This is a genomic window from Viridibacillus arenosi, assembly GCF_001955655.1.
Taxonomy (GTDB): domain Bacteria; phylum Bacillota; class Bacilli; order Bacillales_A; family Planococcaceae; genus Viridibacillus; species Viridibacillus arenosi.
In genome coordinates this window covers 34,116-58,434 of sequence record NZ_MSPW01000001.1, presented here as the reverse complement: position 1 = coordinate 58,434, position 24,319 = coordinate 34,116, and the positions used below count along the sequence as shown (strand labels likewise).

The window sequence follows — 24,319 nt, the reverse complement described above, 5'->3', positions numbered from 1 at the left end:
TTTATAATTGAATCTGTTTAACTTGATTGTTGTTTTTGGCTAATTAAGAAGCATATTCAACTTAAAGCTTATTTGGCTTGATCTCTATAGATAATGAGAAATTGATCGCAACGAAATATCTTCGAAATTATTAAAGTGATACAATTGCATTTGATACAGATGAACAAAGCCTAAAAATGTTTTTGATTGAAAGAAGTTTGAATTACCTAAATATAAAGGTTTTTGAAAAATTTTATAGAATAGTTCTCTTAGTGCAATACCTAAAAGGAGTTGAGTATTTGATTACCATTTTAGAGAACATTATGGAATTAGCTTTCTTATTAATATTCATTTCTAGCGCAATTTATTGTAGGCATCTTAAATTAACTAAGTGGAAAAGAAGACTTTCTAAAGGCGAAATGACAATGTATATAATTACTTCAATTGCACTTCCAATGTACGCAATTACTTATTTTATTCTCCTTCTTGGAACATAAAATATGCTGTACGATCGTATTCGTTAATTTAACAAAAGAACGAGTTTATTTAAACATTCAAATCACGATAAAAGGTATAGATATCGGAGTTGGCCAATATATTAGGTACAACTCTATTTTTTATGTAAAAACAACAATGAATTTTAACATATGTTGATAAAACTAAAGAAAAGCGGATGAAAAGAAATTTGAATCCAAGCATTAATATACTGTTTTAGCTTTTTTCTAGGTGCAAGTGATATGATAAAATAATAATAGAAATATAGTGAAAGAGTGATTTAATGCAGGTCAATGTGAAGGATACAAGTTTAGTACTTGAGGGCGGAACATTCCGTACGTTATTTACGTCAGGTGTCCTCGATGCTTTTTTAGATGAAGAGATTATGATGCCACATGTTGTCGGTATTTCAGCAGGGGCTATTAATGCCTGTTCTTATGTGTCAGAGCAAAAAGAGCGTTCACTTCGCGTCCTTGTTAATTATCGTCATGACAAACGCTATATAGGCGTTCGTAATTTTTTGCGAGAAAGAAGTTTATTTGGATTAAACTTTGCTTACAATATAATTCCAAACGAGCTAGATAAATTTGATTGGGATAGATTCCAACAATTCGAGGGAACTGTAAAGTTTGGTGTAACAAATGCGTATACAGGGGATATAGAATATAAGGACGCACTTGATATGGATAAGGAATGTACGTTACTGCGCGCTACCTGTGCAATCCCTGTATTGTTTCCAGAGATTAAAATAAATGATACACCATACTATGATGGGGGATTAGCAGATCCAATTCCTATTCAGCATTTAGTAGATGAAGGTTTTGAAAAGCATGTGCTTGTGTTAACCCGACCTAAAGGCTATAGAAAAGTAAAAGATCGTCAAAGTAAATTAGTTATGAAGCTCCTTCGTAAACGATATCCCAATTTAGTAAAAAGCATGGAACAGCGTGTGGATCATTACAATGCCTCGCTCGATTATTGTGAACGATTGGAAAAAGAAGGAAGAGTCTTTATCTTCAGACCAGATGCACCCTTAAATAGTTTCGAAAAAGATTTAACCCAAATGCGAGCAAATTATGATATGGGCTATCAGCAAGCCGCGAAACAAATGGATGAATTAAAGGCTTTTTTAAATATATAAATGAGCAAAAAAACAGATTCTCATATTCGAGAGTCTGTTTTTGCTTTATTAGAAAGAAGTATTATGAGCCTAAAGTATAGTTGGCTTGTCGTATTAATAATCTACAATGAGCATATGAAAGAATTGAAAAAAACATAAAATCATTGAATTTATTTATCGTTGTTTTTTTCTTCAGTCAATACAAACTCGATTCCAGCCATTTCTACTCCATTAATGACAATGGCTATTCGATGTTCACCTGGATAGTGTTTTCTAGTAGATAACTGTTTAAAAGAATGACTTCTAGTATAAGTATATTCTCCAGGTAGATACGTATTTTCTGTTATCTTAAAGAGCTTTCTTCTTGTTATACCATTTGCTTTCATAAAATCAATGCCATATTCGATCCGAAGTTTTGCTGCATCTATAGTGGGGTTGGCAAAAGTGAACTTAAATGTTAATGATTCACCAATAGCTAGTTGATCTGTTGAAAGGTCAAACTCATTTATTTTAACAATAGGATTGTTATGGAATCCAAACAATGTGAGTGTAGTCGGGTCTGCTTGTCTAAGTAGGGTTCTACAAGCATGTTTGATAATCCAATCTGTTTTAGGGTTATGACCCATCCAACTCTTACCTAAGGACTTCACTAATTCAGGATGATCCTTTGTTATATCATTTAAATTATTTGCCACACTTTTACGGACATATTCACTTTCATCTGCTTTTAATAACTCTAAAATAGGGATAATTGGTGTAGGGTCTTTTTTAAACATCTTCAAAGCAGGACCCCACGGAAGACGCGGTCGACACCCTTCACTCGCCAATCTACGCACATGCTCATTTTCATCTCTTGCCCATTTTTCCATAATAGACATCATTTTCTTCGGATCTTTTTCAATAAATGGGCGTACAGCAAATTCGGAGCTGGATGTAAGTGTAAAGAGTTTTAATGCTTCAATAGAAGTTTCCCAATCTGATAAGCCATAAGCTTCTATAAAATCAGGGAAAAATAAGTACTCAAAACCTTTGCAATCAGGAACAAGTTGACTTAGTACAGCAATGGCATCCGGATAAGAAGTGGGTAAGGTAGCTCTTAGTGTATGAGTAATATGTCGAGTTCGTTGTTTTAACTCACGTTGTTCCCATTCTTCATCAAATAATAGAGTCATGAACTGCTGTTCGTTAAATTCTGGATAGACGCTTGTTACCTTCTTACAAAATTGTTCAAAAAACGCTTTATTAAAAACATCTTTTAGTAGTTCTGCCATAATTCTTTTTACTCCTTTAAAAAAGATAATACTTTCTATAAAAAAATAAACTTCTGACTCATTACTGAATTAGAAGTTTAAGTATACCTTATTTTGAAAAGTGGTATAAAGTAGTGATTCCTTTAATAATAGATCACTCATACTGCCTAATCTGATTTCGTCCATTTTCTTTTGCATTATATAAAGCGATATCGGCATTTTTGAAGATCTCGTGGAAAGAATTTATTTCGCCTTTTAGGTTTGTTGCCATGCCCATACTAACTGTAAATGTTAGTATAGTATCTTCTAAAGGTATCTTCATTGCAGCCAATGTATGATTAAGAGTATTTGCAAATTTCATTACCTCAGTTGATGTTAGGTGACGGAGTAAAATAACAAATTCATCACCACCAAAACGAGCTGCGAAGGTTGTTTCTAGATTGGACAATTCTTTGCAAGTGTTTGCGACTAGCTTGATGACATCATCGCCAATTAAATGTCCGTATTGATCGTTAATTGATTTGAATTTATCGATATCAAATACTAGACAAGTAACATTCGTTTTTTCATTTGCTGCTTCTAATAACCACTTTGCTGCTACATTTTCTAAATGATAACGATTGTAAATATTCGTTAAGCCATCTAAGTTTGACCGTTCTTGAATAGCTGCCACACGATGTTGAATTTCTAGCTGGAGGGTTGTTTTATAGATAGCGGCTTGTTTCAGTTCTTGTAAAATATCAACATATTCTTTGTAATAATAATAACCGTCTTCAAAGTGATTTAACCGTTCACAAAGCTCTATTAGCAGTGAGATAATTCTTATTTTAGAAGCTAAATTCCCTGCTTTGGACGTTAGTTCTTTGCAAGTAGTTGCTGCTTTATAACTTACTTCGAATTGACCTTTCAAATAATACAACTCTCCGACATATTGATAATAAAGGATTTGCCACTTAATAGAGTTAGAATCATCCAAACAAGCTGATAATGTACTTAAATACTTGGTAGCATCATTTAGTAGATTAAGTTTTAACGATGCCTCAACAAGGTTACATAATGCCTGGAACGTAAGCTGGGGAATATCGGCATGTTTTGATAATGCTAAATCCAACCCATGCAAAGCAAATTCATGTGCTTCGTCAAATTTTTGCTCCGCAATAGCTACCTTGCTTAAATTACAAAAACAATTGCACATCATATCAGTAGCATAAAGTTTTTTGGATAGGTCCATATTTAAAATTATTGTTTCTCTTGCTTTTTCCCAGTTTTCATTATATTCATAAAGAAAAAATAGAAGAAGATAAAGGTTCTCTTTTTCTTGATCACTCAAATCCTCTTTGTTTTGTTGACAGTACTCATCGTATAAAAAGATATAGTGGAATGCGTTTTTTAAATCAGCTAATGCATGGTATGAAATTGCAAGGTACATATAGCCAGAACGAATACTAATCCTATCTTGTTGTAACATAGCTTTTTCAACTAGCTCATGCCCAAATTTAATAGTCTCTTGGAGGTTTCCGGATAAATAAGTAGCGTGCGTTGTATTTTTTAATTCGTCAATTGTTAACAGCATTTACACAACCACCTTTATATTAATTCTTTATAAAAATAGAACAAAGGTCAGGAGAAAAGGTACTTAAGAACTATTTTAACCTATATGTTTACAAAATGTTAGCTAATACCAAAAAATTGCAACAAATAGAGAAAATAATAAATGAACAATGATTGAATAGTTATTATGATAATGGGAATATACTATCAAATAAGAAGTTTTTACAATTGGTATAGTTTTACATATATAAAGGAGTGCGCTTATATGGATAAACTAGCTGGTCAATCTTTTCATACGGTACAGCACAATATTGAAAAAATGAAAGAGCTTTTTCCGGAAATTTGTACAGAAAACAAAATAGATTTTGCTAAGCTTCAATTGATATTAGGTGAACAGATAGAAACTGAAAAAGAACGGTTTGATTTTACATGGAATGGTAAAACAGAGGCGATACAATCAGCCCAAAAGCAAACGACAGGAACCTTAAGACCTGATATTGCAGGGAGTTTAGATTGGGAAACAACGAAAAACCTTTATATTGAAGGGGATAACTTAGAAGTATTGCGAGTACTTCAAAATAGTTATCATAATCGAGTAAAGCTTATCTATATTGATCCTCCATACAATACTGGAAATAATTTTGTTTATAAAGATAACTTCCGTGGCCCGATGAAAAACTATAAAGAACATACGAATGAAAGTTTAGAATCGAATGCAGTGACTAGCGGAAGAGTTCATACAGAATGGTTAAATATGATGTATCCGAGATTGAAAATCGCCCGTAACTTATTGTCAGATGAAGGGGTAATCTTTATCTCCATCGACGATAATGAAGTGGATAATTTAAAACGTATTTGCAATGAGATATTTGGGGAAGAGAATTTTGTCACGACCATTGTTGTCAAGATGTCTGAACCAACAGGTGTAAAAATGACGCATGTTAAAAGAAAAATTCCTAAATTAAAGGAATATGTACTTTGCTATAAAAAAAGAGATGCTACATTTGAAAAAATAAGAATCCCTAAAAGTACATGGGATAATGAATATAAAACAATTCTCACAAATATAAATAAAAAAGAAATAGAAGAATTAAAAGAGATTCGTGATAATGAAGATCGAACTATAGAGGACATTAAAAGAAGTGATGTCATTTTAGCAAACATTCAATTAGTCCCTGTTTTTGAATTTGCAAAAAGGAACAACATTGAAAAAAAAGATTTTGAAGGATTCTTGTTTTCTAATGCTTGGAGAATAATTAGAACCGTTTCAGTAGCGGCTAGTGTCAAAGCTATTGCTGATGAAAAGAGAAAAACAAATCGAAATCAAGCATTTGTTATGACCACGCCAAATAACAAGCTGTATTTTATTAATAATCACTATAATACAGCTGTGGATTCACCACGTATTAAAATACTTTTTGCTGATGATTATTTGACCGTACATCCATGTGATTTCTGGGCAGATATTAAAACAACCGGTTTAGATAAAGAGGGATTTGTGGATTATCGAAACGGTAAAAAACCTTTAAAATTAATAAAAAGATTATTAAGTATGGTCGCTTTAAAAGACGATGATATAGTGATGGATTTTTTCGCTGGATCAGGGACGTTTGGCGAAGCGACTGTTCGATACAATATTGAAAGTAATCTATCACTCCGTTATATACTGGTGCAAATTAATGAAAACCTTGAGCAAATACAAGAGAAATTATCAAGTGAAGCTAAAAAAGATACAAAGAAACTAATTGATTATTTAAAAAGTGTTGGTAGAAAGCCGTTATTATCAGAACTTGGAAAAGAGCGTTTGGTATGTATGAAAAGGGAGGTACAACATTCCACTCACCATGATTTAGGTTTTAAAAATTTCAAACTAGATACGACGAATTTAAAAATATGGGAAGAATACCTATCAAATGTAGAACAGATGCCTTTAAATTTAGCTCAACCTGTGAAACAGGGAAGAAATGAAGAGGACGTTTTATTTGAAATACTTCTCAAGCAAGGAATAGATATAGCACTACCAATTGAACGATTCATACTAGGGGGATGTACCGTTTTTACAGTCAATGGAGGTACAGTATTCATTTGTCTTGAAGAGGACCTATCACTAGACCAAATTAATATCTTAGCAAGTAAAAAACCTAGTCGTATGATATTCTACGAAGATTGTTTTCATAATGAAGCAATACGCAACAAGGCACAGCAAATATTAAAGCAAAATGGTGTAGAAAAAGTTCTAGTAATATAGTTAGGTGTTATTCTGAAACCAACAATCCTTTTTATCCGTATAAATAGTAATAAAAAAAGAAAGCCGTGATAAATAATGGATAATCAATATGTAGTCGGTTGGGGTACTCTTATGCTCATAAATGCAGGTATTGCGCAGGGGAAGAATCGTTCAGGATTCAACTGGTTTCTACTATCTTTATTTTTAGGTCCAATAGCTACCCTTATATTAGTTCTTGTTGATAAAAAATAAAAGAAAAAACAAACTGAATAGTTAATTTTCATGTTTAATATGGTATAGATTTTTTTAGAAAGTACATCACAATTCTAGTTGTGGTGTGCTTTTTTGTACTCTAAAAATCTTTCAATGAATATAAAATCGAAAAATTAAAACTAATCTCTATGTTAAAATACAAAAAGTAATACTTGGAAAATAAATAATAGAATATAGGAGGATAAATAGGTGAGTGAATTAGTTATAAAGCCTTTTGAAGAAAGTGACTTTACAGCTATCAGTAAATACTGTTTACCTGAAGAGCAAGCAATTTATACTTAGTTACCTATTAACGTTATTGCTGCATTTAAGAAGGATCAATATAATCAGCCATTCGTTGTAATTTATGATGGAAATTTGGTGGGCTGTTTTGCCCTATATACGAATAAAAGTGAAAATATATATACAAATAATGAGAATAGTATTATTTTCAAATCGTTCTCCATTGACTCACGGTTCCAGAGAAAAGGATTTGCTCTTACTGTGTTAAAATTATTGCCGAAAATAACAAAGCAACACTTCCCTGAAAAGAATGAGATTATATTAACTGTTCATCATACGAATATCGCAGCAATTAATTTATACATAAAAGCTGGATTCATAGAACAAGAATTTAGATTTGTGGGTGATTACGGAGAGGAAATAATATTCCTTTTTGATTTGGCTGTTGAAAATAGTAAGAAACTTTATGTCTAAACAGTACTTATAGATTCAAATAATGTCAGCTTTATTATAAAAAGGATGGATAAAGGTTCTTTGCTTTATCTATCCTTTCTTTACTTCTAGTATAAATTACAAATTTTACTTTGTGTATGGATACAATAACATAAGTTTTTACTTTTATTGATATTAGTGATTTAAAACTTTTGATAAGAATGTCTTTGCACGTTCAGATTCAGGGGCAGTGAAAAACTTATCAGGTGAATTGACTTCAACAATTTTTCCTTCAGCCATAAAAACAATTTTGTCACATATTTCGCGTGCAAATCCCATTTCATGCGTCACAACAATCATCGTCATCCCTTCTTTTGCAAGCTTCCGAATGGCATCCAATACTTCTTTAACCATTTCAGGGTCAAGTGCAGAAGTAGGCTCATCGAAGAGCATGATTTGCGGGTCCATCGCCAAAGCTCGTGCAATGGCGACACGTTGTTGTTGTCCACCTGAAAGATGAGAGGGATGGACGTGTATTTTGTCAGCTAATCCAAGGGAACTAAGTAACACAATACCCATTTTTTCTGCTTCAGCCTTCGTCATTCCTTTTACTTTAATAGGGGCTATTGTGACATTTTCAAGCGCAGTTAGAAATGGGTACAAATTAAAGCTTTGAAATACGAAACCGATATTTGTACGGGCTTTATTGATATCCGTTTTTTTATCATGAATTGACGTCCCATCTACTATAATTTCCCCGTTATCAATTTCTTCAAGTGCATTGATCACTCGAATGAGCGTGGATTTTCCTGCACCGCTTGGTCCGATTAATGCAATTACATTTGATTTTTCTACCTCTAAATTGATATCTACTAAAACTTGATTGTTGCCAAAGCTTTTATTGACACTGTTAATGGAAATCATGCAATCAGCCCTTTCTTAATACTCGCTTTTTAACCAATGTTTTTCAAACTGTCGTATGATTAGTGATAATGTAAATGTCATTGCAAAATATAACAGAGCAACGAATGTCCATATTTCAATATAACGATAAGAGATAGCAGCTAGATTTGTCGCCTTTAATGTTAAGTCTACAGCTGAAATGGTTGAAACAAGTGATGAGTCTTTAATAAGAATGATGAATTGTGATGCCATAGGAGGTAATGTTTTTCTAAAAGCTTGAGGCAGTATGATCAAACGCATAGCTTGAAAATTGGACATGCCAGATGAACGAGCAGCTTCCATTTGACCTTTCGGAACAGATTGGATTCCCCCACGAACAATTTCCGCGATAAATGAACCAGAGAATATAGCCAGAGAAACAATCGATCCCCAATAAGCACCAAGCTTTAAAAACTGACCAAGAACGAGATGAATCCAAATCAATATAACGAGCAGGGGAACACCACGCATAACTTCAACATACACGGAAGAGATAAAACGAATGATAGGGTTTTTTGATATTCGACCAACTCCAAAAAGAATCCCAATCGGTATAGCAAATAGTAAAGATAATGCTGAAATTTCGAGCGTCAAATACATCCCTTTAAAAAAGATATCGAGATTATTTGTGATAACGCTCCAATCAGGTTGATATCTCATAATGTAGGAACTCCTCCATTGAAATGACTTATATAAGGGCATTAAAATGATTGAAGACCTTATACGTACAATCCATAAAATAAGATCTTCAATGTATTCTACCTAACTGATCATTCTGCTTCTACTTTTGTATTAATATCTCCGTACCAATCATCACTTTCAAACCAGTAAGAACGTGAAGCTAATTCCTGTGGTCCACCTAAATAACTATAAAGGAATGAATTTAGCCATTGGACTGTTACTAAATCATTGTGAGCCACGGCAATACCCAAATTTTCAGCAGAAATATTCTCATCTAAGATATGAGATTTTCCATTTTGCTTTTGCCAAATACGTACTGAAGACTCGTCATAGATAACAGCATCTAACTGACCTGATAACATCGCTAAAGCCGCAGCGGGCATTTCTCTGTAATCTTTGAATTCTGCATTTTTAAAGTTTGCTTTTGCAAAAATTTGACCAGTTGTTCCTATAATAGTTGCAATTTTCTTTCCTTTCTGATCCAGTTCTTTCCAAGATTTTGTCGTCTTATCTGTATCAGGTAATAACATTACTTGTTTTGTTTGATAATAAGGATTAGGGAAACTAACAGACAATGCTCGGGGACCAGTAATTGTCATACCTGAAACGATCATATCAATTTCACCAACTTGCAAGGCAGCTATTAATCCATCAAATGAATATTCTTTAAATTCTACCTTTACATCTAAGGCCTTTCCTATTGCTTTCGCGGTATCAATATCGTAGCCGACAAACTCCTCTTTCAAATTGACCATTTCAAAAGGTGCATATCCTGTAGCTGTACCAACAACCAATTTTCCAGCCTTCTTTACACGATCAATTGTGGATTCACCTGCATTACCAGCCTTATCACTCTCACCTCCACCACATGCTGTTAAAATCATACTCATCAACAATAGCAATACTAGTAAACTCTTTTTCACCCTTTCTCCTCCTTTCAATTAAATAGCTATAACTAGTAAATCTTTAAACTTAATATATGGAGAGTAAGGTAGTAAATATACCAATATAAATAGTGAATTTAATAGTTGGTTGAAAATTCTGTTTATTTAAGGTTTAAAAAAATGATTAAATTGGATATTTTCGGGTACTTAGTTTTATATAATGGTTTGTATGGAATTAATAGGTTTTTGATCTAAATAGGAGGAGTGTCCAAAATGAAGCGATATAGATATATACTTGTTATTGTAATCTTAATTAGTAGTGTGAGTTTCATTAACCAGCCGAAGATAGAAGCAAAAACGAGTTTAATGACACAATATGTACAAGCAGATGTATTAAACATTCGTATGAAAGCTACAACAAATTCAAAAAAATTGGGTCAATTAAAGAAAAATGAGAAAGTGAAAGTGATTAGCACATCAAAAGGCTGGTCAAAAATTCAATATAAAAAAGGAACAGCTTATGTTTCTTCCACCTATCTAAACTCAAAAAAAGCTGTACAAAAAGTGACGGGGAATTTGCTACCTAAAATAGGGAAGTATACTTACAAAAATTATGAAGAAGAAATTTATTATGGAAAGAGTACCGAATCTTATGTAAAAATAAAAGGAGGTGTTAAAGCAAAGTCTAAAAATGGAGTGGAAACATCTTATTTGGAAAATAGCAAGCATTTCACCTATTTATCCCCAACAGGGCATACAAGTTTTCGACTGAACTACCCATTAACAAAAGGGAAAAAATGGAAAAACGAGCAAGATGAGATTCAAATCCAAGATGTAAATATGTCAGTTAAAACTGCAGCGGGCTCTATTAATGAAGTTGTCAAAGTTCGAATAGATCACAATATCTATAATACGTATTCCCATTATTACATTGCACCTGGGAAAGGTATTGTTATGTGGAAACTAAACGGTAAGAAAAAATTCCAATTGGCGAAGTATACAAAGTGAAGAATGTACAAAAAAGCTCAAGCCACGTTTGCGTGGCTTGAGCTTTTAATCTATTATCTGAGCTTGAAAAAACGTACGACAAAGAAAATGATCGTACCAAATAGGATGGCAAGGAAAAGTGGCATCTCATAGACTCCAAGTAAACTTTCACCACCACGAGCTATATGCACATCATTCCAAATATTAAAGGCGAAAAACAATAGAATTTCATTTTTCACAAAATTTAATAGTAACATGGAATTCTTATAAAGCCTTTCTGTATTGTCAGCTGTTAATGTACTATAGTTATGCAAATGTGGTTTTTGCTCCAGTACATGACAGAATAACCATAATACTACTCCTAGAATTGGTGGTAAAAAGAACATCCATCTCGGGCCCCAGTCATCTGGTACACCCAATGCATTATAATGTGTTGGAACTTCAGAAGGTAGACTAGACCATTGTGTAATTCCATAAATAATTGCTACTACAAATATTCCGATAGCCAAAATATCAAATGTCGTTCTCACAGCAGAACGGGGAATAACTAACTTAGGTTGATTGAACATGTGATAACCTCCTTTATTTGTTTACGAGCGAAGAAAGAGAAAGTTTCATAATAATTACTAAAATACTCCATTTTTAACATTAGTAATTATTGTTGCAAGTATATTTATGGTATAAATATAAAAAGGTTACTACAGAACAATTAGGAGGTATCTTGATGAATCCCCAAATAACTAGTAGGCAACGCAGAATTTTATGTTCACAGAAGAAAGTGAAAGCTGATTTTATATTACGAAATGCTCAGGTAGCTGATGTATTCAACTTACAATGGAGAATGGCTGATGTTGTTGTTTCAGAAGAATACATTGTGGCAATTGATCCTGATGGTCAATTTGAAGCAGAGCATGAAGAAGATGCGCAAGGAAGATATGTTATTCCAGGCCTTATTGACGGTCATATCCATATTGAATCATCGATGTTAACGCCATCAGAATTTAGCCGTATTTTACTACCACATGGAATTACGACGGTGATTACAGATCCACATGAAATTGCTAACGTCTCTGGGGTAAATGGGATTCAATACATGTTAGATAATGCTGAAAATGCAGCGATGGATATTCATGTAATGCTACCATCGAGTGTCCCTTCAACATCATTTGAAAATTCTGGAGCAGTGTTAGAAGCTAAGAATTTAGCGCCATTCTTAACTCATCCAGATGTACTTGGTTTAGCTGAAGTTATGGATTTTCCAGCCGTATTAGAAGCTAATGAAAAGATGCTTGCGAAAATTGAACAAACTGAATCTACTAAGAGAATTATCGATGGCCATGGTGCGGGATTATCCCCCCAGCAAATACGAGGATATCGTGCCGCTGGTATTCAAACCGATCATGAATGCGTAACGGCAGATGAGGCTAGAAATCGTGTGAAGCAAGGTATGTATGTACTCATTCGTGAAGGTTCTGCAGCCAAAAATCTTCGTGCAATACTACCTGCAGTAACACCGACAAATGCACATCGCTTCCTATTTTGTACAGATGATAAACATCTTGACGAACTCATGCAAGAGGGGAGTATTAATTATGACATTGCACTCGCAATTGAAGAGGGAATGGAACCGCTACAAGCAATCCAATTAGCCACACTTAATGCAGCCAATTGCTATCAACTACTACATAAGGGTGCTTTAGCGGAAGGATTTATTGCAGACTTTATTCTACTCGAAGATCTCAATAGTTGTGAGCCAAAAACTGTATGGAAAAATGGCAAAAAGGTTGCCGAACATGGTCAGATACTACAAAAGAAGCAAAGAGAAAATTATGTTCCAACTGCTATTATGCAATCTGTGAATATTCCCGCATTGACTGAATCCGATCTGGCGATTCCTTTTATAAAAGGCTCAAAAGCGAATGTTATTGAAATTCAACCAAATCAGATTATGACGACGAAGTTGATAGCTGATGTTACTGTTGAAGATGGTGTTTTCATACCCTCAGTAGAAAATGATATGTTGAAATTGGCTGTTATTGAACGTCATCATCAACTTGGGAATATTGGTCTTGGTATCACACATGGCTTTGGACTTAGAAAGGGAGCTGTTGCGACTACTGTTGCTCACGATTCTCACAATGCACTTGTGCTAGGAACAAATGACGAGGACATGTTACTTGCTGTTGAAGCATTGCAGAATATGCAAGGGGGCTATGTTGTTGTAGCAGAAGGACAAATATTAAGTGCTCTTCCTTTGCCAGTTGCAGGGCTAATGACAGATCAACCAGCTCCTATTGCAAAAAAACAACTGTACGAATTGCATGAAGCATTATTACAGCTCAATCCAGATTTAGACTTTCATCTATTTCTGACATTATCGTTCATTAGCTTACCTGTAATACCAGACATAAAACTAACAGATACCGGATTATTTGATGTAGTAAATTTCAAACACATTGCTGTTGAAGTAGAGTAGACTATCAAAAAAGCTAGTTTGAATAATAATTTGTTTTATTACATGAGTAGTTGATTGGAGCGTAGCAACGAAGCGACTTGGCGCACGCCCGCGGAAAGCGTCCACCGTAGCGGAAATCAACGGTCTTATATATTTATATTTATTTAAAATAAAAAAGCTATAGATAAATCTAGATTTTTTCGAGTTTGTCTACAGTAAATAATTAAACTGGGGGCTGCTGCCAATAATAAATACCTATTTATAATTTTGCTTTAGAGTCAATATAAGTGACATGAAAATTATGATAGGAGTGGAAGAATGGTTGAATTAAATACAGAAAGACTAAAACTAATACCATTAAATCTAGAAAACTTGAAGTTACTAATTCATAATCAAAGAGAAGTAGAAATAAAGTTATCTTTAAATGCATCAGATGAATTCTTGAATGAAGAGCTTAAACTAGCTCTGAAATTCAGGCTATCAAAAGTAATGGAGAATCAGCAAGATTATATATGGTGCACCAATTGGCTAATTATATCGAGAGATAAAAACTGTACAGTTGGTGGTATCATGTTAAAAGGTCGCCCAAATGAAGATGGTGAAGTAATTATTGGTTATTACACTCTTCCTCAATATCAGGGAAAAGGCTATATGACTGAAGCCGTTAATAATATTAAAAGTTGGTTGTTAAATCAGCCTGAGGTTAAGTTTGTTATAGCAGATACTGATAAAAACAATATTGCATCGCATAGGGTGTTAGAAAAATCAGGAGCAGAAATCTATAAGGAAACGGAATACTGCTACTTCTGGAGATTTTTCTGAAATATTTTACAAAATCAAAAAGCTAAGAGCCAGCATTTTAATGTTGGCTCTTTTATGTCTGGAAAATAACATATATCTCGTTCGTTAGATTGGATTTGTACAGTAGTGCTTATTCCAAACTCTATTTCAATTTATCAATAAAAAGTTCTTCATGCATAAGCTGAATCGAGTGTCCTGTAGCAATTAGTTGTTCAGCTTTCAGAAATTTACTACTTTTATGACCGGACTCAGAGCGTTCAATACTATTGCGACTAATGACTAAATAATCGGTCTGTTTAGATACTACATTGCTAAAGATACCCCCTACTTGCCGTAATTTTTGCGCAGCAGAGGAACGAGTCATGCCTTGTAAGCCACCAGTAAAGACAACCGTTTTTCCTTTGAAAAAAGGCCCCTTTATACTTGAAGTTACATTTTGACTATTCTCGATAGAAAGATTGAATAAGCTATTTATATGTTGAATATTTTTCATCTTACTAATTGTAAGTACAATGCTAGCAATCAAGTCAGCATTCTCCATAGATAATGGGATTGATAAATTAGATGCAACAGAGGTTAATTTATAATTTGGTAAATCTGGAAAAGATTTTTGAGCTAATTCGAATGAACATCCGTATTGACAATAAGGGGGAAGTTGTTGAATACTCTCGCATGATTCTTGAATGACATTTTCATCATATTTGACATAATGCGCAACAACATATTGATTGTTTAGCCAACGACATAATGTTGGATAGAATTCTTTAAAGGTCGGCGCAAGTTGTACCATTTCAGTTGTTAAACCATGTTGATGTGTATGATACTCATCAAATGGTTGTTCTGGATTGATATATGTATATAGGGTGTCTTGGATTTCTCCGTTCACCACTTTTACTAATCCGATCGAACAAATACTATCGCGCCATTGGTTGGCTGTTTCAATATCAATGGCTACAAAATCCATATGAAATCCTCCTAAGTTGAAAAAATATTAATCTATTATAACAATTATTTTTTAAAAAATGGGTACTGTGCAGTAATAATACTGGATGATCTTTCTCGTTAAATTGCAATGAAAATGAAATCCCGCCAACTACTATATTGGCGGGATTTTCTTATGAATAAGTTAAATTATGTTCACTACGAATCTTTTCAAGTAATGCGTGGCAACCTTCAGTAACAAGGTCATATGTCTCCTGGAAGTCGCCAGTAAAATATGGGTCAGGGACATCTTTTTTATGATCTGTTAGATCGAGTAGACGCAGGATTTTCGGATGATTAGGTTGACCCGTCATTTCGTAAATATTCATGATATTACTATTATCCATACCTACTATATATTCAAATTGCTCAAAATCTTCTTTTTTCAATTGACGACCAGCCATACCAGCAGAAGAAATATTATTTTTCTCTAAAATTGCAAGCGTACCTTCGTGCGGAGGTTCTCCAATATGCCATAATCCTGTAGCTGCAGAATCAACTGTCACTTTGTCATCTAAGTTTTCTTTCTTTAATAAGTCTCGGAATAATGCTTCGGCCATAGGTGAGCGGCAAATGTTCCCGAGGCAGACAAATAAAACGTTAATCATATCTATATCTCCTATACGAAAGAATATTTTTGATACTTCGAGTGCTTATGGGCTTATATAATCAATTTTACGACGATTATGGATTGAAGACAAGTTTATAGTTTATTTTTAGTTAAAAAGGTGATAATTGTTCTTAAATTAATTATAGTTCAAAGGTACTAATTTTATAGTGTGCTAGAAGGGGGGTTATGGTATCATAATAATGTTGATTGAAAAGTTAAATCAATTATTTAAAAGAGTATTTAATAAATCAATTAATTAATAAAGTGAAACGAAATGCAAATAAATTATTGCTTTGTTATTGAAGAATCAGTATTTTTTATATGAATAATGGTGTCGTATAAACACCTAATTTAGCTAAAAATAATATTTGTGCATTCGTTTTTTTGCAGTTATTTATAAAAGGGGTAGTAAATATGCTTCAATCGATTTTATCGAATCTATCGATTATTTTATTAATGCATTTAATCATCCAGGCACTTAATAATTACAAAAAACACTTACCGAATATGCTATATCTTTTTTTACTCGTTATGACAGTTTCAGCATCAGTTATCACAATGTTTTATTTACCAATCGAATTTGAGGGGTATCGAGTAGATTTAAGAATGATTCCGTTAATTTTTTTAGCTTATTTTGGTAATTGGAGATTGACACTTCCCATCTTATTGATTGTATGTGTTTGGCGTGTTTTGATAGGGGGGGTGGGTACTATACCGGGTATCTTATTTGGTATGATTGGTCCTACCTTATTAACATTAGCTGTCTATAAAAACAACAAATTTTCTAGTAGTTATTTAGATAAGATTCTTCTTTTTACGGCATGTTGGTTTATCTCAGATTTTCCTATTATTTTTATTATTCCAAACGGCCTAGAAATATTTAAAAGCATATTTTTTTTACGATATACTTCATTGCTAGGAGCAGCATCTGTTTTGTATTATTTTGTTTTGATGGAACGAAAACGATACAATTTGAATAATCAACTAGAATTTATAGCTTGGCATGACTCATTAACGAAGTTATTAAATCGAAATAAGTTCTTTGAAATTGTAGAAGAAAAGAGAAAAGCAACAAATGAAAATCACTATTTAGCGATGGTTGATCTTGATTATTTTAAGAAGTTAAATGATACATATGGTCATGTAGTAGGTGATCAAATTTTAAGTGAGATTGGAAGCATATTTAAAAACTATGAAAATGAGTATGTAAAGGTTGGGAGATATGGTGGCGAAGAATTTATCATATACCAAGGACATACTAATTTTGATCAGGCTGTTCAGTACCTTGAGGCAATTCAAAAAGAGATACGTACTACCCCATTTTATATTGATGAGGATTTATCAACATATGTAACGGTCTCTATTGGTATTGCGGAATTGAAGAAAGGTATGAATTTACAAGAAGCAGTGAAACGAGCAGATCAGAACTTGTATATCGCAAAGGAAAAAGGGAGAGATCAAATCGAAGCATCAGAGGTTCATACTAAACGCATTTCGATAACTGTAGGTGCGGAATAGAGTATTTATTGAGAGTGGAAACTAAAATTATGTCACCTATTCAACGAGGGGATAAAGTAAATGAAAGAAAAATACGGTATGACTCTACAGTTGTAGAGTATAGTTGTATCCTGTTAAAAGCTCAAAATCAAAATTTTGTACTTTTTCATGAAATAATGGATTCCTTCACGATGAAAGCAAACCAAACAAAGTTAACCATTTCTAAAGGTAGTTATACAATTGCATATTACTGGAAAAATCGTCCGTATAATCTATATATATGGAGAGATAATAAAGGGAATTATATAGGTTCCTATTTTAATATCGTGAAAAATACATATATGATAGATAATTTGGTATCGTTTGAAGACTTGATTATTGATATTTTGGTACTTCCGAATGGAGACTATTTTATTTTAGATGAAGATGAGTTACCTGAGCCGTTAAATCAATTTGAAGATGGATCTGTCCAACAAACTCTGAACTCATTAACAGAGTCACTTGATATGCTTCTTTCTCAAATTATTTCAGAAACTGAGAATCTCTATAAACATGAAGAACTCCTTCCTGTGTTGAACAACAGAAAATATTAAAACGTTTGTTTTTTTGATTTGAACTTTCAAAAACTGGTGAATTAGTTGATTAGCGAATACAAAATGATCAATATTTTTTATAAGAACAATCCTAGTAAATAGGATAGGGTATGTTTTGATTCTTCTTTTTTTAAATCATGCTCTTTCTATGTTTCAAAGCTACAACTTCTTAGAAAATTTAAAGGTATATTTCTTTCTTATTCATCATAAATATAAAATTATATTTCCTATTAATTAATTTACTATTCAGAAATTAAGTGATAGAATATAGTAATATTAAAAACTAAAATTATCCGCTAGCCTTATTGAAATCATTTTAGAAGATAAAAATTCTGAATATGAAGTCATGTACATGCAAGCGGATTTTTTTGTATTTTCTAGAAGCCAGCAAATGAATCTACACAAATTCGAGTTAGTGAAAGGAATGATGCAGATGGAATTAATGAAAAAGGATATTGGTAAATGGGTGATTTCTCAAAATCTTGATGGTTATATTTTATCTATTGATGCAGAGGGAAAAGCTGCAGTTGTTAAATTTTTTGATGGTGTACAACAAAAAGATCGCATTGTTCAATTCGAAAATTTAAAACTAAATGACGAAGACAAATTGCAACTACAAGATTTACTAGCGCTACAAGAATTAGCGTTAGATACTAATGACAAAAAGTGGTTCGATGAATTAAGCAGACAAATAGCGAAATATAAAGTAGAGTTTTAGATGAATAGCTTAAGCAAAAGATATTTAATAATGAAGATTAGTATACTAGAAAACATCTGCCTAAAAGTAAACAAATATAAACTAATAAAGAAGCAGGGCTGCAACTAAAATTGCAAACCTGCTTTTTATAATCTTATCCCTCTAATTTCACCAAATAATCAATGATTCCCATAGCAGAAACTGCCGTATCTAGCGGTATCACTTTGAAAACAGGGTGATTAAGCATTAAACCATGTTGTAACACATAATCATTTACAACTGCATTCAAACGTTTTTCTAAATCTCGTGATCTCGCATAAAACTCCTCTTTTGCCGCCATTGCTTTTTTACCTTCTTCTAAGAAAATCGGTAACCAGTAACGAACTTGTTCATATGCCATATTAGGCTCATAGTAAACACCATAATGGCCAAAGTATAGCTGACTTGGCGCAAGCTTTTCATATAACTGAATTGACTGCTCCATTGCATCAGGGTCGAATTGATTTGGTGACGTTGAAGGAAGGATTAAGTCGAAGTCTTCTTCCAAAAGTTCCGGATAATATACTCCAGTAGTATCTCCAACAAAAATCCCCTTGCTCTTACTATCATGGATAGAGATATGGTGATTAGCATGACCTTTTGTATGATAGAAAGTCAAAGTTGTTTCACCGAGTACTAGTTGATCTCCATCTTCAACAGACCGCATTCGTGCTTCTTCTACAGGTAAAATAGGGTCAAATAGAGTATCAAATTGATCACCGTAAACAGATTGTGCACTGGCAATGAGGCGACTAGGATCTACTAAATGACGTACTCCTTTTGGATGCACAATCAGTTCTGCATTTTTGCATTTCTCCATAAATAACCCAGCACCACCTGCATGATCTAAATGGATATGTGTCAATATCAAATAGTCTACATCTTCAGGAGCCACGCCTAGCGCCTGAAGTCCTTGCATGATATAAGGTACAGAAGGACTTGCAGATGTTTCGATTAATGCAATTTTTTTATCCTTTAACAAATAAGAACTCGTCCGATTTGGTCGTCCTAAATCATACGTATCGATGCAAAATAACCCTTCGCTAATCTGTTCAATCTTTTCCATCAGACTCGCCTCCAATATATGTAGTTTATATTAAGTGTAAATAGATTGAGAGAAAATGTAAAAGGAAAAGATTGATGCTAAAGAATTAGGGGAGTTATAGGAACATTTAATTTGCCTACTAAGACGTATGTATTCATGTAAATTACAATAAAGTGGGCTTGAGTATAAGGCTTTAAGCTATTAATGTAGTATTAGCAAATATCAAAAAAGCCCATGGGAAATTTTGATTTCCATGGGCTCTAATATCACAACTTAAATTGCTGAATTTCTTTTTGAAGTGATATCGATTTTGCATTTAAATCTTGTGCAATGCTATGGACTTCTTGCATTGAAGCTACTTGCTCTTCGATTGAGCTAGATACCGCCTCAATTTGAACTGAAGTACCATCTGAATGGTTTGCTATTTCTGATATTGAAGCTGCAACTTCTTCGGCGCTTGCGGAAATTTCTTCAGAAGCGGCAGAAATTTCTTCAATTTGGGATGTCATTGAACGTACAGCACCTGTGATGGAGCGGAATGAAACATCAGCTTGCTCAATAATCTTGACACCTTCTTCAACAGTCATCAATCCTTGTGAGACACCATTTTCAACATTTTTTGTATCTCGTTGAATAGTGGCTGTTAAGTTAACGATCTTGTTGGCTGATAATTTTGATTCCTCTGCCAGTTTTCGAACCTCATCTGCTACAACAGCAAAGCCTTTACCATGTTCTCCAGCACGTGCGGCTTCAATCGCTGCGTTTAAAGCTAGTAAATTCGTTTGCTCAGTTATTCCTGTTATTACTTTTGTAATATTTTCAATTTCCACAGTTTGTAATCCGAGTTGTTTTGTTAATTCTGTTACCAGTACAGTTGCATCGTAAATATTTTGCATTTGTTCTTTTGCATCAATTAGTTTATTCTGACCTTCTTCTGCAACAGTCAGAGTATCAATTGCGGTTGTGTGTAAAGTTTGCGTTGATTCAGTAATACGTAGAACTCCAGAAGCTGTTTCGTCCATAGCAATAACACTTTCTTTAGCAGCTGCCGATGACATAGAAGCATTTAAAGAGGTTGTTTCAATGCTAGTCGAAACATTCTCTGAAGATTGTGATACTTCTTCTGTACTTGCCGATAATTCTGCTGCAGAAGTAGATAAATGTTCTGCACTATTATTCGTTGCAAGTATTAAATTACGTAAATTCTGCTTCATTTCGTTAAAGGAATCTGCTAGTTCACGAAGTTCATCCTTAGTGCGAATTGTGATCTCAGGCTGTGATAAATCGCCTTTTGCTATTAGCTTAACTCCTTCATTTAACCTACGAACAGGGGTAGAAATCATTCGTGTAATAGTGATACAGATGATTGTCGCAACAACTAGATTTACTATGAAATTAATAATAGCCGAAAGAGTTGCGTAACTTGTTTTATCTTTTGCATCAAGTTGAATTTTCTCTAATTGTTCGTTTTGGTATGTAAGCATATCTTCAGCATTGGTTAAAACTCTGTCATTTATAGGCTGTATTTGTTCATTCATCAATTGGGTTGCTTTAGTGACATTACCGGTTTGATGTACATAAATTGTTTCTTTTGTATAACGATCAAACTCTTGTTTAGCAGCGATTGAATCTGCAACTAATTCTTTCATCGTATCAGATCGGACCATTGTTTCTAGTTCGGCTAATTTTTCATCAAAAATGGCTTGATGATCTCGTAATGATTCCAAAGATTTACTATGTTTTTGCAATAAATATCCACGTAAATAAGACCCTTGTAGAGCCATTTCATATTGAATATCATCCACTAATCTAATTTGAACAAATCGTCTATCTACCAATTCATCGAAACTTTTATCAATTTCACGAGTATGTTTTACCGTAAAAATCGAGGAGATACCTATGAGAATAACCATCAACGTAAATCCTAATAATATTTTTTTCCCTATCTTCAATAATATCACTACTTTCTATTGTATTTAGTGAAAACAATTGACTATAATACTTTTAACTTACATCTCTTTACATATTATAAGGAATATTGATATAAATTTCACCTAATTTATTTCGGTTTATGAATCTTTTTACCTGAACTATTGTAACTACTCATATGGAATATACCATCTATTACGAGGATATGATAATTTTAAAAAATAAAATGAAGTGATTTAATGTTGATTAATAAGCGAGATTACAAGATTTATAAGGTTTCTATAGAGAATATTGAAAGTGTAATTAGTTTGCGTTTAGCTTTATTAAAGGAATTAGGTGAAATCAAATCTCATGAAGAGGAGCTTATATTTGTAAATTCTACAAGAGAGTATAATGAGATGGAGTTATTTTTAAAAATAAGTCTTCTTAAATAATTTATAGGGTAAAGAAAAAAGAAGATGATCCACATAATTCGGGATCAACTTCTTTTAATATTGGAAAATTTCTAACTTTTGTCCAGCTTCAATAGTTTCTGTGTTTAATTTATTCCATTGCTTTATGGAAGTAACTTTAACATTATAGGTTTCTGCAATATGATTCAGTGAGTCGCCGTCTCCTACTTTAATGGTAGTTTTATTTTTTACTGGTTTGTCATATTGAGTGAGGTCATATTCAGCGATGAGTTTGTTTAGTTTTTTGTTATATTTTGAATCGGTCGCGTAAGATCCTGTTAAATGCTTTGTGGCATCTTTAAAGGATTTTGTATTACTTTTGAAAACACCTGTGTAAAACTTTTTATTCCAAGAAAGACCATTACGTAGTAAACGTACATAATCCTCCAAAGATTCTTCGTAGGAAGGGTATTTGCGGAAATCAGCCATTACTGTTGTCATATTACCTTTGCCATCATCTTCAGACGTTTCAAGTTTCACTGAGTCGTTTTTATATTTTCCCTTAATGCCAAATAAATTATTGTTAGGCGAGGAACCGAGGCCGCTTTGTCCATACTGGCTCTCTAAAGTTGCTTGAGCAATCATTACAGAAGCGTATAGGTCATTTTCTGCTGCAAGTGTCCGAGCAGTTTCCGAAATGGAACCGATAAACTCTTCGACACTTTTTGTTTCTTCAACGTATTCTTGTTCAGAAGTATTGGCTTCGTTACGTGAATTTTCAAATTGCTGCACTAGTACATAAATCCCTATGCCGATAATTGCGAAAAATACGATCATACCTGTTAGTAATTTTGCTAGTAGTTTCATTCATTTAATGGTATTGCAAATCTGCAAAACCTTCCTCCTTCCATATATTATCGAAAAATATTAAAGTCTTACTATTCCTAACTATTGTAAAGCAATTAGATAAAGGAAAGCAAAGATATCTTTCCATAGAGCATGTAATTAATAGGACGTGTTCGAAAGTGAGATAGTTCCTTATTTCAATTCCATTTCCCATTTTAGATTTAAGTAAACATTATTATCAAATGAGATTGGAATGGATAACATAAAGAAAGCGACCAACTCTAAATAGAGTCGCTCGCTAATACTAGTATTATTTTCTTCCAATAACTGCACCCAACTTGAACATTAATAACTGAATCTATTAAACATCAATATAGATAGACTGAAATAATGGAAGAGGAGATTCAATCACTATCCTATTTTTCTTTTACTTATACTTCTCTGTTTGCCATTGGCTAAACTATTTACAACCATTCCGACTATTACAAGAATCATGCCGAACAATGAAAGACCTTTCGGAAAAGATCCATTTAGTAATATCACTTCACCTATAACAGTGAAAATCATTGCACCAGCCTGCGTTGATTCAACAGCTGCAAGTAGACCCATATTGTTTTTTGCCATATCTGTAGCTAAGAAGAAAAGAAGACTTGCAATCACACCGGAAGATAAAGCTAATAGTAGTGCTTGTCCAAATTGTGAGCCGGTTGGTAATCCAACTGTAACAGTTCCATAAATACCAAATATAATAGCAACTGGTAAACTACTAATGGCCATTCCTAATGTACGTTGGAAAGTATCGATTCTTCCTTGACACATCTCCATCATTTTACGATTGCCTAATGGATATAAAAAGGCGGCAATGACAACAGGTATAAACCCTAAAATAAATGCTTTAACACTTATATGCCCCGCTTGATTTACTTGCATTAAAATTACTCCAATTAATATAATGACAGATACACGTAAACTTTTAAAAGGAATCTTTTGTCGGACTTTTTTATCTCCATCAACGTTAGGTACCGTTACAAAGAACAACGGAGAAAGTAATGCACCTGCTAAAATAGTAACTTGCCAAGTACCGGATGTTAACCACGATGGACCATAAACGGCTGCAAAACTTAATAATGAATAAAAACCTACTCCACCGAGTGTTCCCCATAATAACCATTGAAAAGGGTTTTTTCTCATTTCACGAAATAATTGTCCTAAATTTTTTCTGAATGCTACGATGAGAAGAAGGAATGGAATGGCCAATATAAATCGTAAAGAAGCTGTCCATGCCCAACTTGTTCCATCAAGATTCATTGCTCGATTTATTATAAATGTAGCTGAAAAAAATAGGGAAGACAAAATCCCAACTACTACTGCTTTCATAATTTATCACCTCA

The 24,319-nt window shown here is 33.4% G+C and carries 22 protein-coding genes; 10 read left to right on the top strand and 12 right to left on the bottom strand.

The features are described from left to right. The first annotated feature begins 757 nt into the window (after positions 1-757). Positions 758-1,615 carry a patatin-like phospholipase family protein gene (locus tag BK137_RS00245; protein WP_038189825.1) on the top strand — a complete coding sequence of 286 codons (858 nt, stop codon included), beginning with the start codon at positions 758-760 and terminating at the stop codon, positions 1,613-1,615. Positions 1,616-1,764: 149 nt separating this feature from the next. Here BK137_RS00245 and BK137_RS00240 read toward each other — a convergent pair whose 3' ends face one another. Continuing rightward, on the bottom strand, positions 1,765-2,865 hold the full coding sequence (locus tag BK137_RS00240) for a DNA alkylation repair protein (RefSeq protein ID WP_038189820.1): 1,101 nt from the start codon (positions 2,863-2,865) through the stop codon (positions 1,765-1,767). Positions 2,866-2,998: 133 nt separating this feature from the next. Further along, positions 2,999-4,417, bottom strand: a complete 1,419-nt coding sequence (locus tag BK137_RS00235) for a GGDEF domain-containing protein (protein WP_038189817.1) — start codon at positions 4,415-4,417, stop codon at positions 2,999-3,001. 243 nt (positions 4,418-4,660) lie between these two features. On the opposite strand from BK137_RS00235, the gene BK137_RS00230 reads away from it, so the two are divergent. After that, entirely contained in the window at positions 4,661-6,643 is a 1,983-nt protein-coding gene (locus BK137_RS00230) for a site-specific DNA-methyltransferase (protein WP_038189814.1), read from the top strand. A gap of 540 nt (positions 6,644-7,183) precedes the next feature. Further along, positions 7,184-7,591: a GNAT family N-acetyltransferase gene (locus BK137_RS00225; RefSeq protein WP_327192410.1), complete on the top strand. Its 408-nt coding sequence runs from the start codon at positions 7,184-7,186 to the stop codon at positions 7,589-7,591. A gap of 153 nt (positions 7,592-7,744) precedes the next feature. On the opposite strand, the gene BK137_RS00220 is transcribed toward BK137_RS00225, so the two are convergent. From BK137_RS00220 to BK137_RS00210, 3 genes are all read right to left on the bottom strand, one after another. Next, the gene (locus BK137_RS00220) at positions 7,745-8,473 is read right to left on the bottom strand and encodes an amino acid ABC transporter ATP-binding protein (RefSeq protein ID WP_038189811.1); all 729 of its coding nucleotides are present in this window, start codon (positions 8,471-8,473) and stop codon (positions 7,745-7,747) included. Between the two features lie 15 nt (positions 8,474-8,488). Next, complete coding sequence (locus tag BK137_RS00215) at positions 8,489-9,151, bottom strand: amino acid ABC transporter permease (RefSeq protein WP_038189810.1); 663 nt, start codon at positions 9,149-9,151, stop codon at positions 8,489-8,491. Positions 9,152-9,261: 110 nt separating this feature from the next. Further along, the gene (locus tag BK137_RS00210; protein WP_038189807.1) at positions 9,262-10,095 is read right to left on the bottom strand and encodes a transporter substrate-binding domain-containing protein; all 834 of its coding nucleotides are present in this window, start codon (positions 10,093-10,095) and stop codon (positions 9,262-9,264) included. Between the two features lie 234 nt (positions 10,096-10,329). On the opposite strand from BK137_RS00210, the gene BK137_RS00205 reads away from it, so the two are divergent. After that, complete coding sequence (locus tag BK137_RS00205; protein WP_038189805.1) at positions 10,330-11,064, top strand: SH3 domain-containing protein; 735 nt, start codon at positions 10,330-10,332, stop codon at positions 11,062-11,064. 53 nt (positions 11,065-11,117) lie between these two features. On the opposite strand, the gene BK137_RS00200 is transcribed toward BK137_RS00205, so the two are convergent. Then, positions 11,118-11,612 carry a DUF1648 domain-containing protein gene (locus BK137_RS00200; RefSeq protein ID WP_051448833.1) on the bottom strand — a complete coding sequence of 165 codons (495 nt, stop codon included), beginning with the start codon at positions 11,610-11,612 and terminating at the stop codon, positions 11,118-11,120. Positions 11,613-11,767: 155 nt separating this feature from the next. Between BK137_RS00200 and ade the strand changes: the two genes are divergently transcribed. Together ade and BK137_RS00190 are read left to right on the top strand one after the other, a co-directional pair. Beyond that, the gene (ade, locus tag BK137_RS00195) at positions 11,768-13,519 is read left to right on the top strand and encodes an adenine deaminase (RefSeq protein WP_038189803.1); all 1,752 of its coding nucleotides are present in this window, start codon (positions 11,768-11,770) and stop codon (positions 13,517-13,519) included. A 297-nt stretch (positions 13,520-13,816) separates the two neighbouring features. Continuing rightward, positions 13,817-14,320, top strand: coding sequence for a GNAT family N-acetyltransferase (locus BK137_RS00190; protein ID WP_038189801.1), 504 nt, complete (start codon positions 13,817-13,819; stop codon positions 14,318-14,320). A gap of 121 nt (positions 14,321-14,441) precedes the next feature. Here the strand turns inward: BK137_RS00190 and BK137_RS00185 are convergent, their stop codons facing one another. Together BK137_RS00185 and BK137_RS00180 are read right to left on the bottom strand one after the other, a co-directional pair. Further along, positions 14,442-15,263, bottom strand: a complete 822-nt coding sequence (locus tag BK137_RS00185; protein WP_038189799.1) for an exonuclease domain-containing protein — start codon at positions 15,261-15,263, stop codon at positions 14,442-14,444. 151 nt (positions 15,264-15,414) lie between these two features. Next, positions 15,415-15,888 (bottom strand): low molecular weight protein-tyrosine-phosphatase, encoded by a 474-nt coding sequence (locus BK137_RS00180; RefSeq protein WP_038189797.1) that lies wholly within the window; start codon positions 15,886-15,888, stop codon positions 15,415-15,417. A 416-nt stretch (positions 15,889-16,304) separates the two neighbouring features. Here BK137_RS00180 and BK137_RS00175 point away from each other — a divergent pair, with 416 nt between their 5' ends. The 3 genes from BK137_RS00175 to BK137_RS00165 all read left to right on the top strand — a co-directional run bounded on the left by BK137_RS00175 (position 16,305) and on the right by BK137_RS00165 (position 18,698). After that, entirely contained in the window at positions 16,305-17,408 is a 1,104-nt protein-coding gene (locus tag BK137_RS00175) for a diguanylate cyclase (protein WP_051448832.1), read from the top strand. A gap of 29 nt (positions 17,409-17,437) precedes the next feature. Beyond that, positions 17,438-17,980, top strand: a complete 543-nt coding sequence (locus tag BK137_RS00170; protein WP_179078234.1) for a ribonuclease FAU-1 family protein — start codon at positions 17,438-17,440, stop codon at positions 17,978-17,980. A 391-nt stretch (positions 17,981-18,371) separates the two neighbouring features. Beyond that, positions 18,372-18,698, top strand: a complete 327-nt coding sequence (locus BK137_RS00165) for a hypothetical protein (protein ID WP_143690965.1) — start codon at positions 18,372-18,374, stop codon at positions 18,696-18,698. A 133-nt stretch (positions 18,699-18,831) separates the two neighbouring features. Here the strand turns inward: BK137_RS00165 and BK137_RS00160 are convergent, their stop codons facing one another. Both BK137_RS00160 and BK137_RS00155 read right to left on the bottom strand, forming a co-directional pair. Further along, positions 18,832-19,782, bottom strand: a complete 951-nt coding sequence (locus BK137_RS00160) for an MBL fold metallo-hydrolase (protein ID WP_038189792.1) — start codon at positions 19,780-19,782, stop codon at positions 18,832-18,834. Positions 19,783-20,027: 245 nt separating this feature from the next. After that, positions 20,028-21,722: a methyl-accepting chemotaxis protein gene (locus BK137_RS00155; RefSeq protein ID WP_268746472.1), complete on the bottom strand. Its 1,695-nt coding sequence runs from the start codon at positions 21,720-21,722 to the stop codon at positions 20,028-20,030. A gap of 207 nt (positions 21,723-21,929) precedes the next feature. Here BK137_RS00155 and BK137_RS00150 point away from each other — a divergent pair, with 207 nt between their 5' ends. Beyond that, positions 21,930-22,124 carry a hypothetical protein gene (locus tag BK137_RS00150; RefSeq protein WP_038189787.1) on the top strand — a complete coding sequence of 65 codons (195 nt, stop codon included), beginning with the start codon at positions 21,930-21,932 and terminating at the stop codon, positions 22,122-22,124. A gap of 54 nt (positions 22,125-22,178) precedes the next feature. Here the strand turns inward: BK137_RS00150 and BK137_RS00145 are convergent, their stop codons facing one another. Then, a complete protein-coding gene (locus tag BK137_RS00145) occupies positions 22,179-22,949 on the bottom strand; it encodes a glucosaminidase domain-containing protein (RefSeq protein ID WP_038189784.1) in 771 nt (256 codons plus the stop codon). Between the two features lie 390 nt (positions 22,950-23,339). Next, positions 23,340-24,305, bottom strand: a complete 966-nt coding sequence (locus BK137_RS00140) for a DMT family transporter (RefSeq protein WP_038189782.1) — start codon at positions 24,303-24,305, stop codon at positions 23,340-23,342. Between the last annotated feature and the right edge of the window lie 14 nt (positions 24,306-24,319).

Excerpts from the sequence above, each read along its gene's own strand:
- BK137_RS00160 (WP_038189792.1), bottom strand. The coding sequence starts at position 19,782 with ATGGAAAAGATTGAACAGATTAGCGAAGGGTTATTTTGCATCGATACG.
- BK137_RS00145 (WP_038189784.1), bottom strand. The coding sequence starts at position 22,949 with ATGAAACTACTAGCAAAATTACTAACAGGTATGATCGTATTTTTCGCA.
- BK137_RS00190 (WP_038189801.1), top strand. The coding sequence starts at position 13,817 with ATGGTTGAATTAAATACAGAAAGACTAAAACTAATACCATTAAATCTA.
- BK137_RS00140 (WP_038189782.1), bottom strand. The coding sequence starts at position 24,305 with ATGAAAGCAGTAGTAGTTGGGATTTTGTCTTCCCTATTTTTTTCAGCT.
- BK137_RS00240 (WP_038189820.1), bottom strand. The coding sequence starts at position 2,865 with ATGGCAGAACTACTAAAAGATGTTTTTAATAAAGCGTTTTTTGAACAA.
- ade (WP_038189803.1), top strand. The coding sequence starts at position 11,768 with ATGAATCCCCAAATAACTAGTAGGCAACGCAGAATTTTATGTTCACAG.
- BK137_RS00185 (WP_038189799.1), bottom strand. The coding sequence starts at position 15,263 with ATGGATTTTGTAGCCATTGATATTGAAACAGCCAACCAATGGCGCGAT.
- BK137_RS00205 (WP_038189805.1), top strand. The coding sequence starts at position 10,330 with ATGAAGCGATATAGATATATACTTGTTATTGTAATCTTAATTAGTAGT.
- BK137_RS00235 (WP_038189817.1), bottom strand. The coding sequence starts at position 4,417 with ATGCTGTTAACAATTGACGAATTAAAAAATACAACGCACGCTACTTAT.
- BK137_RS00215 (WP_038189810.1), bottom strand. The coding sequence starts at position 9,151 with ATGAGATATCAACCTGATTGGAGCGTTATCACAAATAATCTCGATATC.
- BK137_RS00170 (WP_179078234.1), top strand. The coding sequence starts at position 17,438 with ATGTCACCTATTCAACGAGGGGATAAAGTAAATGAAAGAAAAATACGG.
- BK137_RS00150 (WP_038189787.1), top strand. The coding sequence starts at position 21,930 with ATGTTGATTAATAAGCGAGATTACAAGATTTATAAGGTTTCTATAGAG.
- BK137_RS00180 (WP_038189797.1), bottom strand. The coding sequence starts at position 15,888 with ATGATTAACGTTTTATTTGTCTGCCTCGGGAACATTTGCCGCTCACCT.
- BK137_RS00230 (WP_038189814.1), top strand. The coding sequence starts at position 4,661 with ATGGATAAACTAGCTGGTCAATCTTTTCATACGGTACAGCACAATATT.
- BK137_RS00245 (WP_038189825.1), top strand. The coding sequence starts at position 758 with ATGCAGGTCAATGTGAAGGATACAAGTTTAGTACTTGAGGGCGGAACA.
- BK137_RS00220 (WP_038189811.1), bottom strand. The coding sequence starts at position 8,473 with ATGATTTCCATTAACAGTGTCAATAAAAGCTTTGGCAACAATCAAGTT.
- BK137_RS00175 (WP_051448832.1), top strand. The coding sequence starts at position 16,305 with ATGCTTCAATCGATTTTATCGAATCTATCGATTATTTTATTAATGCAT.
- BK137_RS00165 (WP_143690965.1), top strand. The coding sequence starts at position 18,372 with ATGAATCTACACAAATTCGAGTTAGTGAAAGGAATGATGCAGATGGAA.
- BK137_RS00200 (WP_051448833.1), bottom strand. The coding sequence starts at position 11,612 with ATGTTCAATCAACCTAAGTTAGTTATTCCCCGTTCTGCTGTGAGAACG.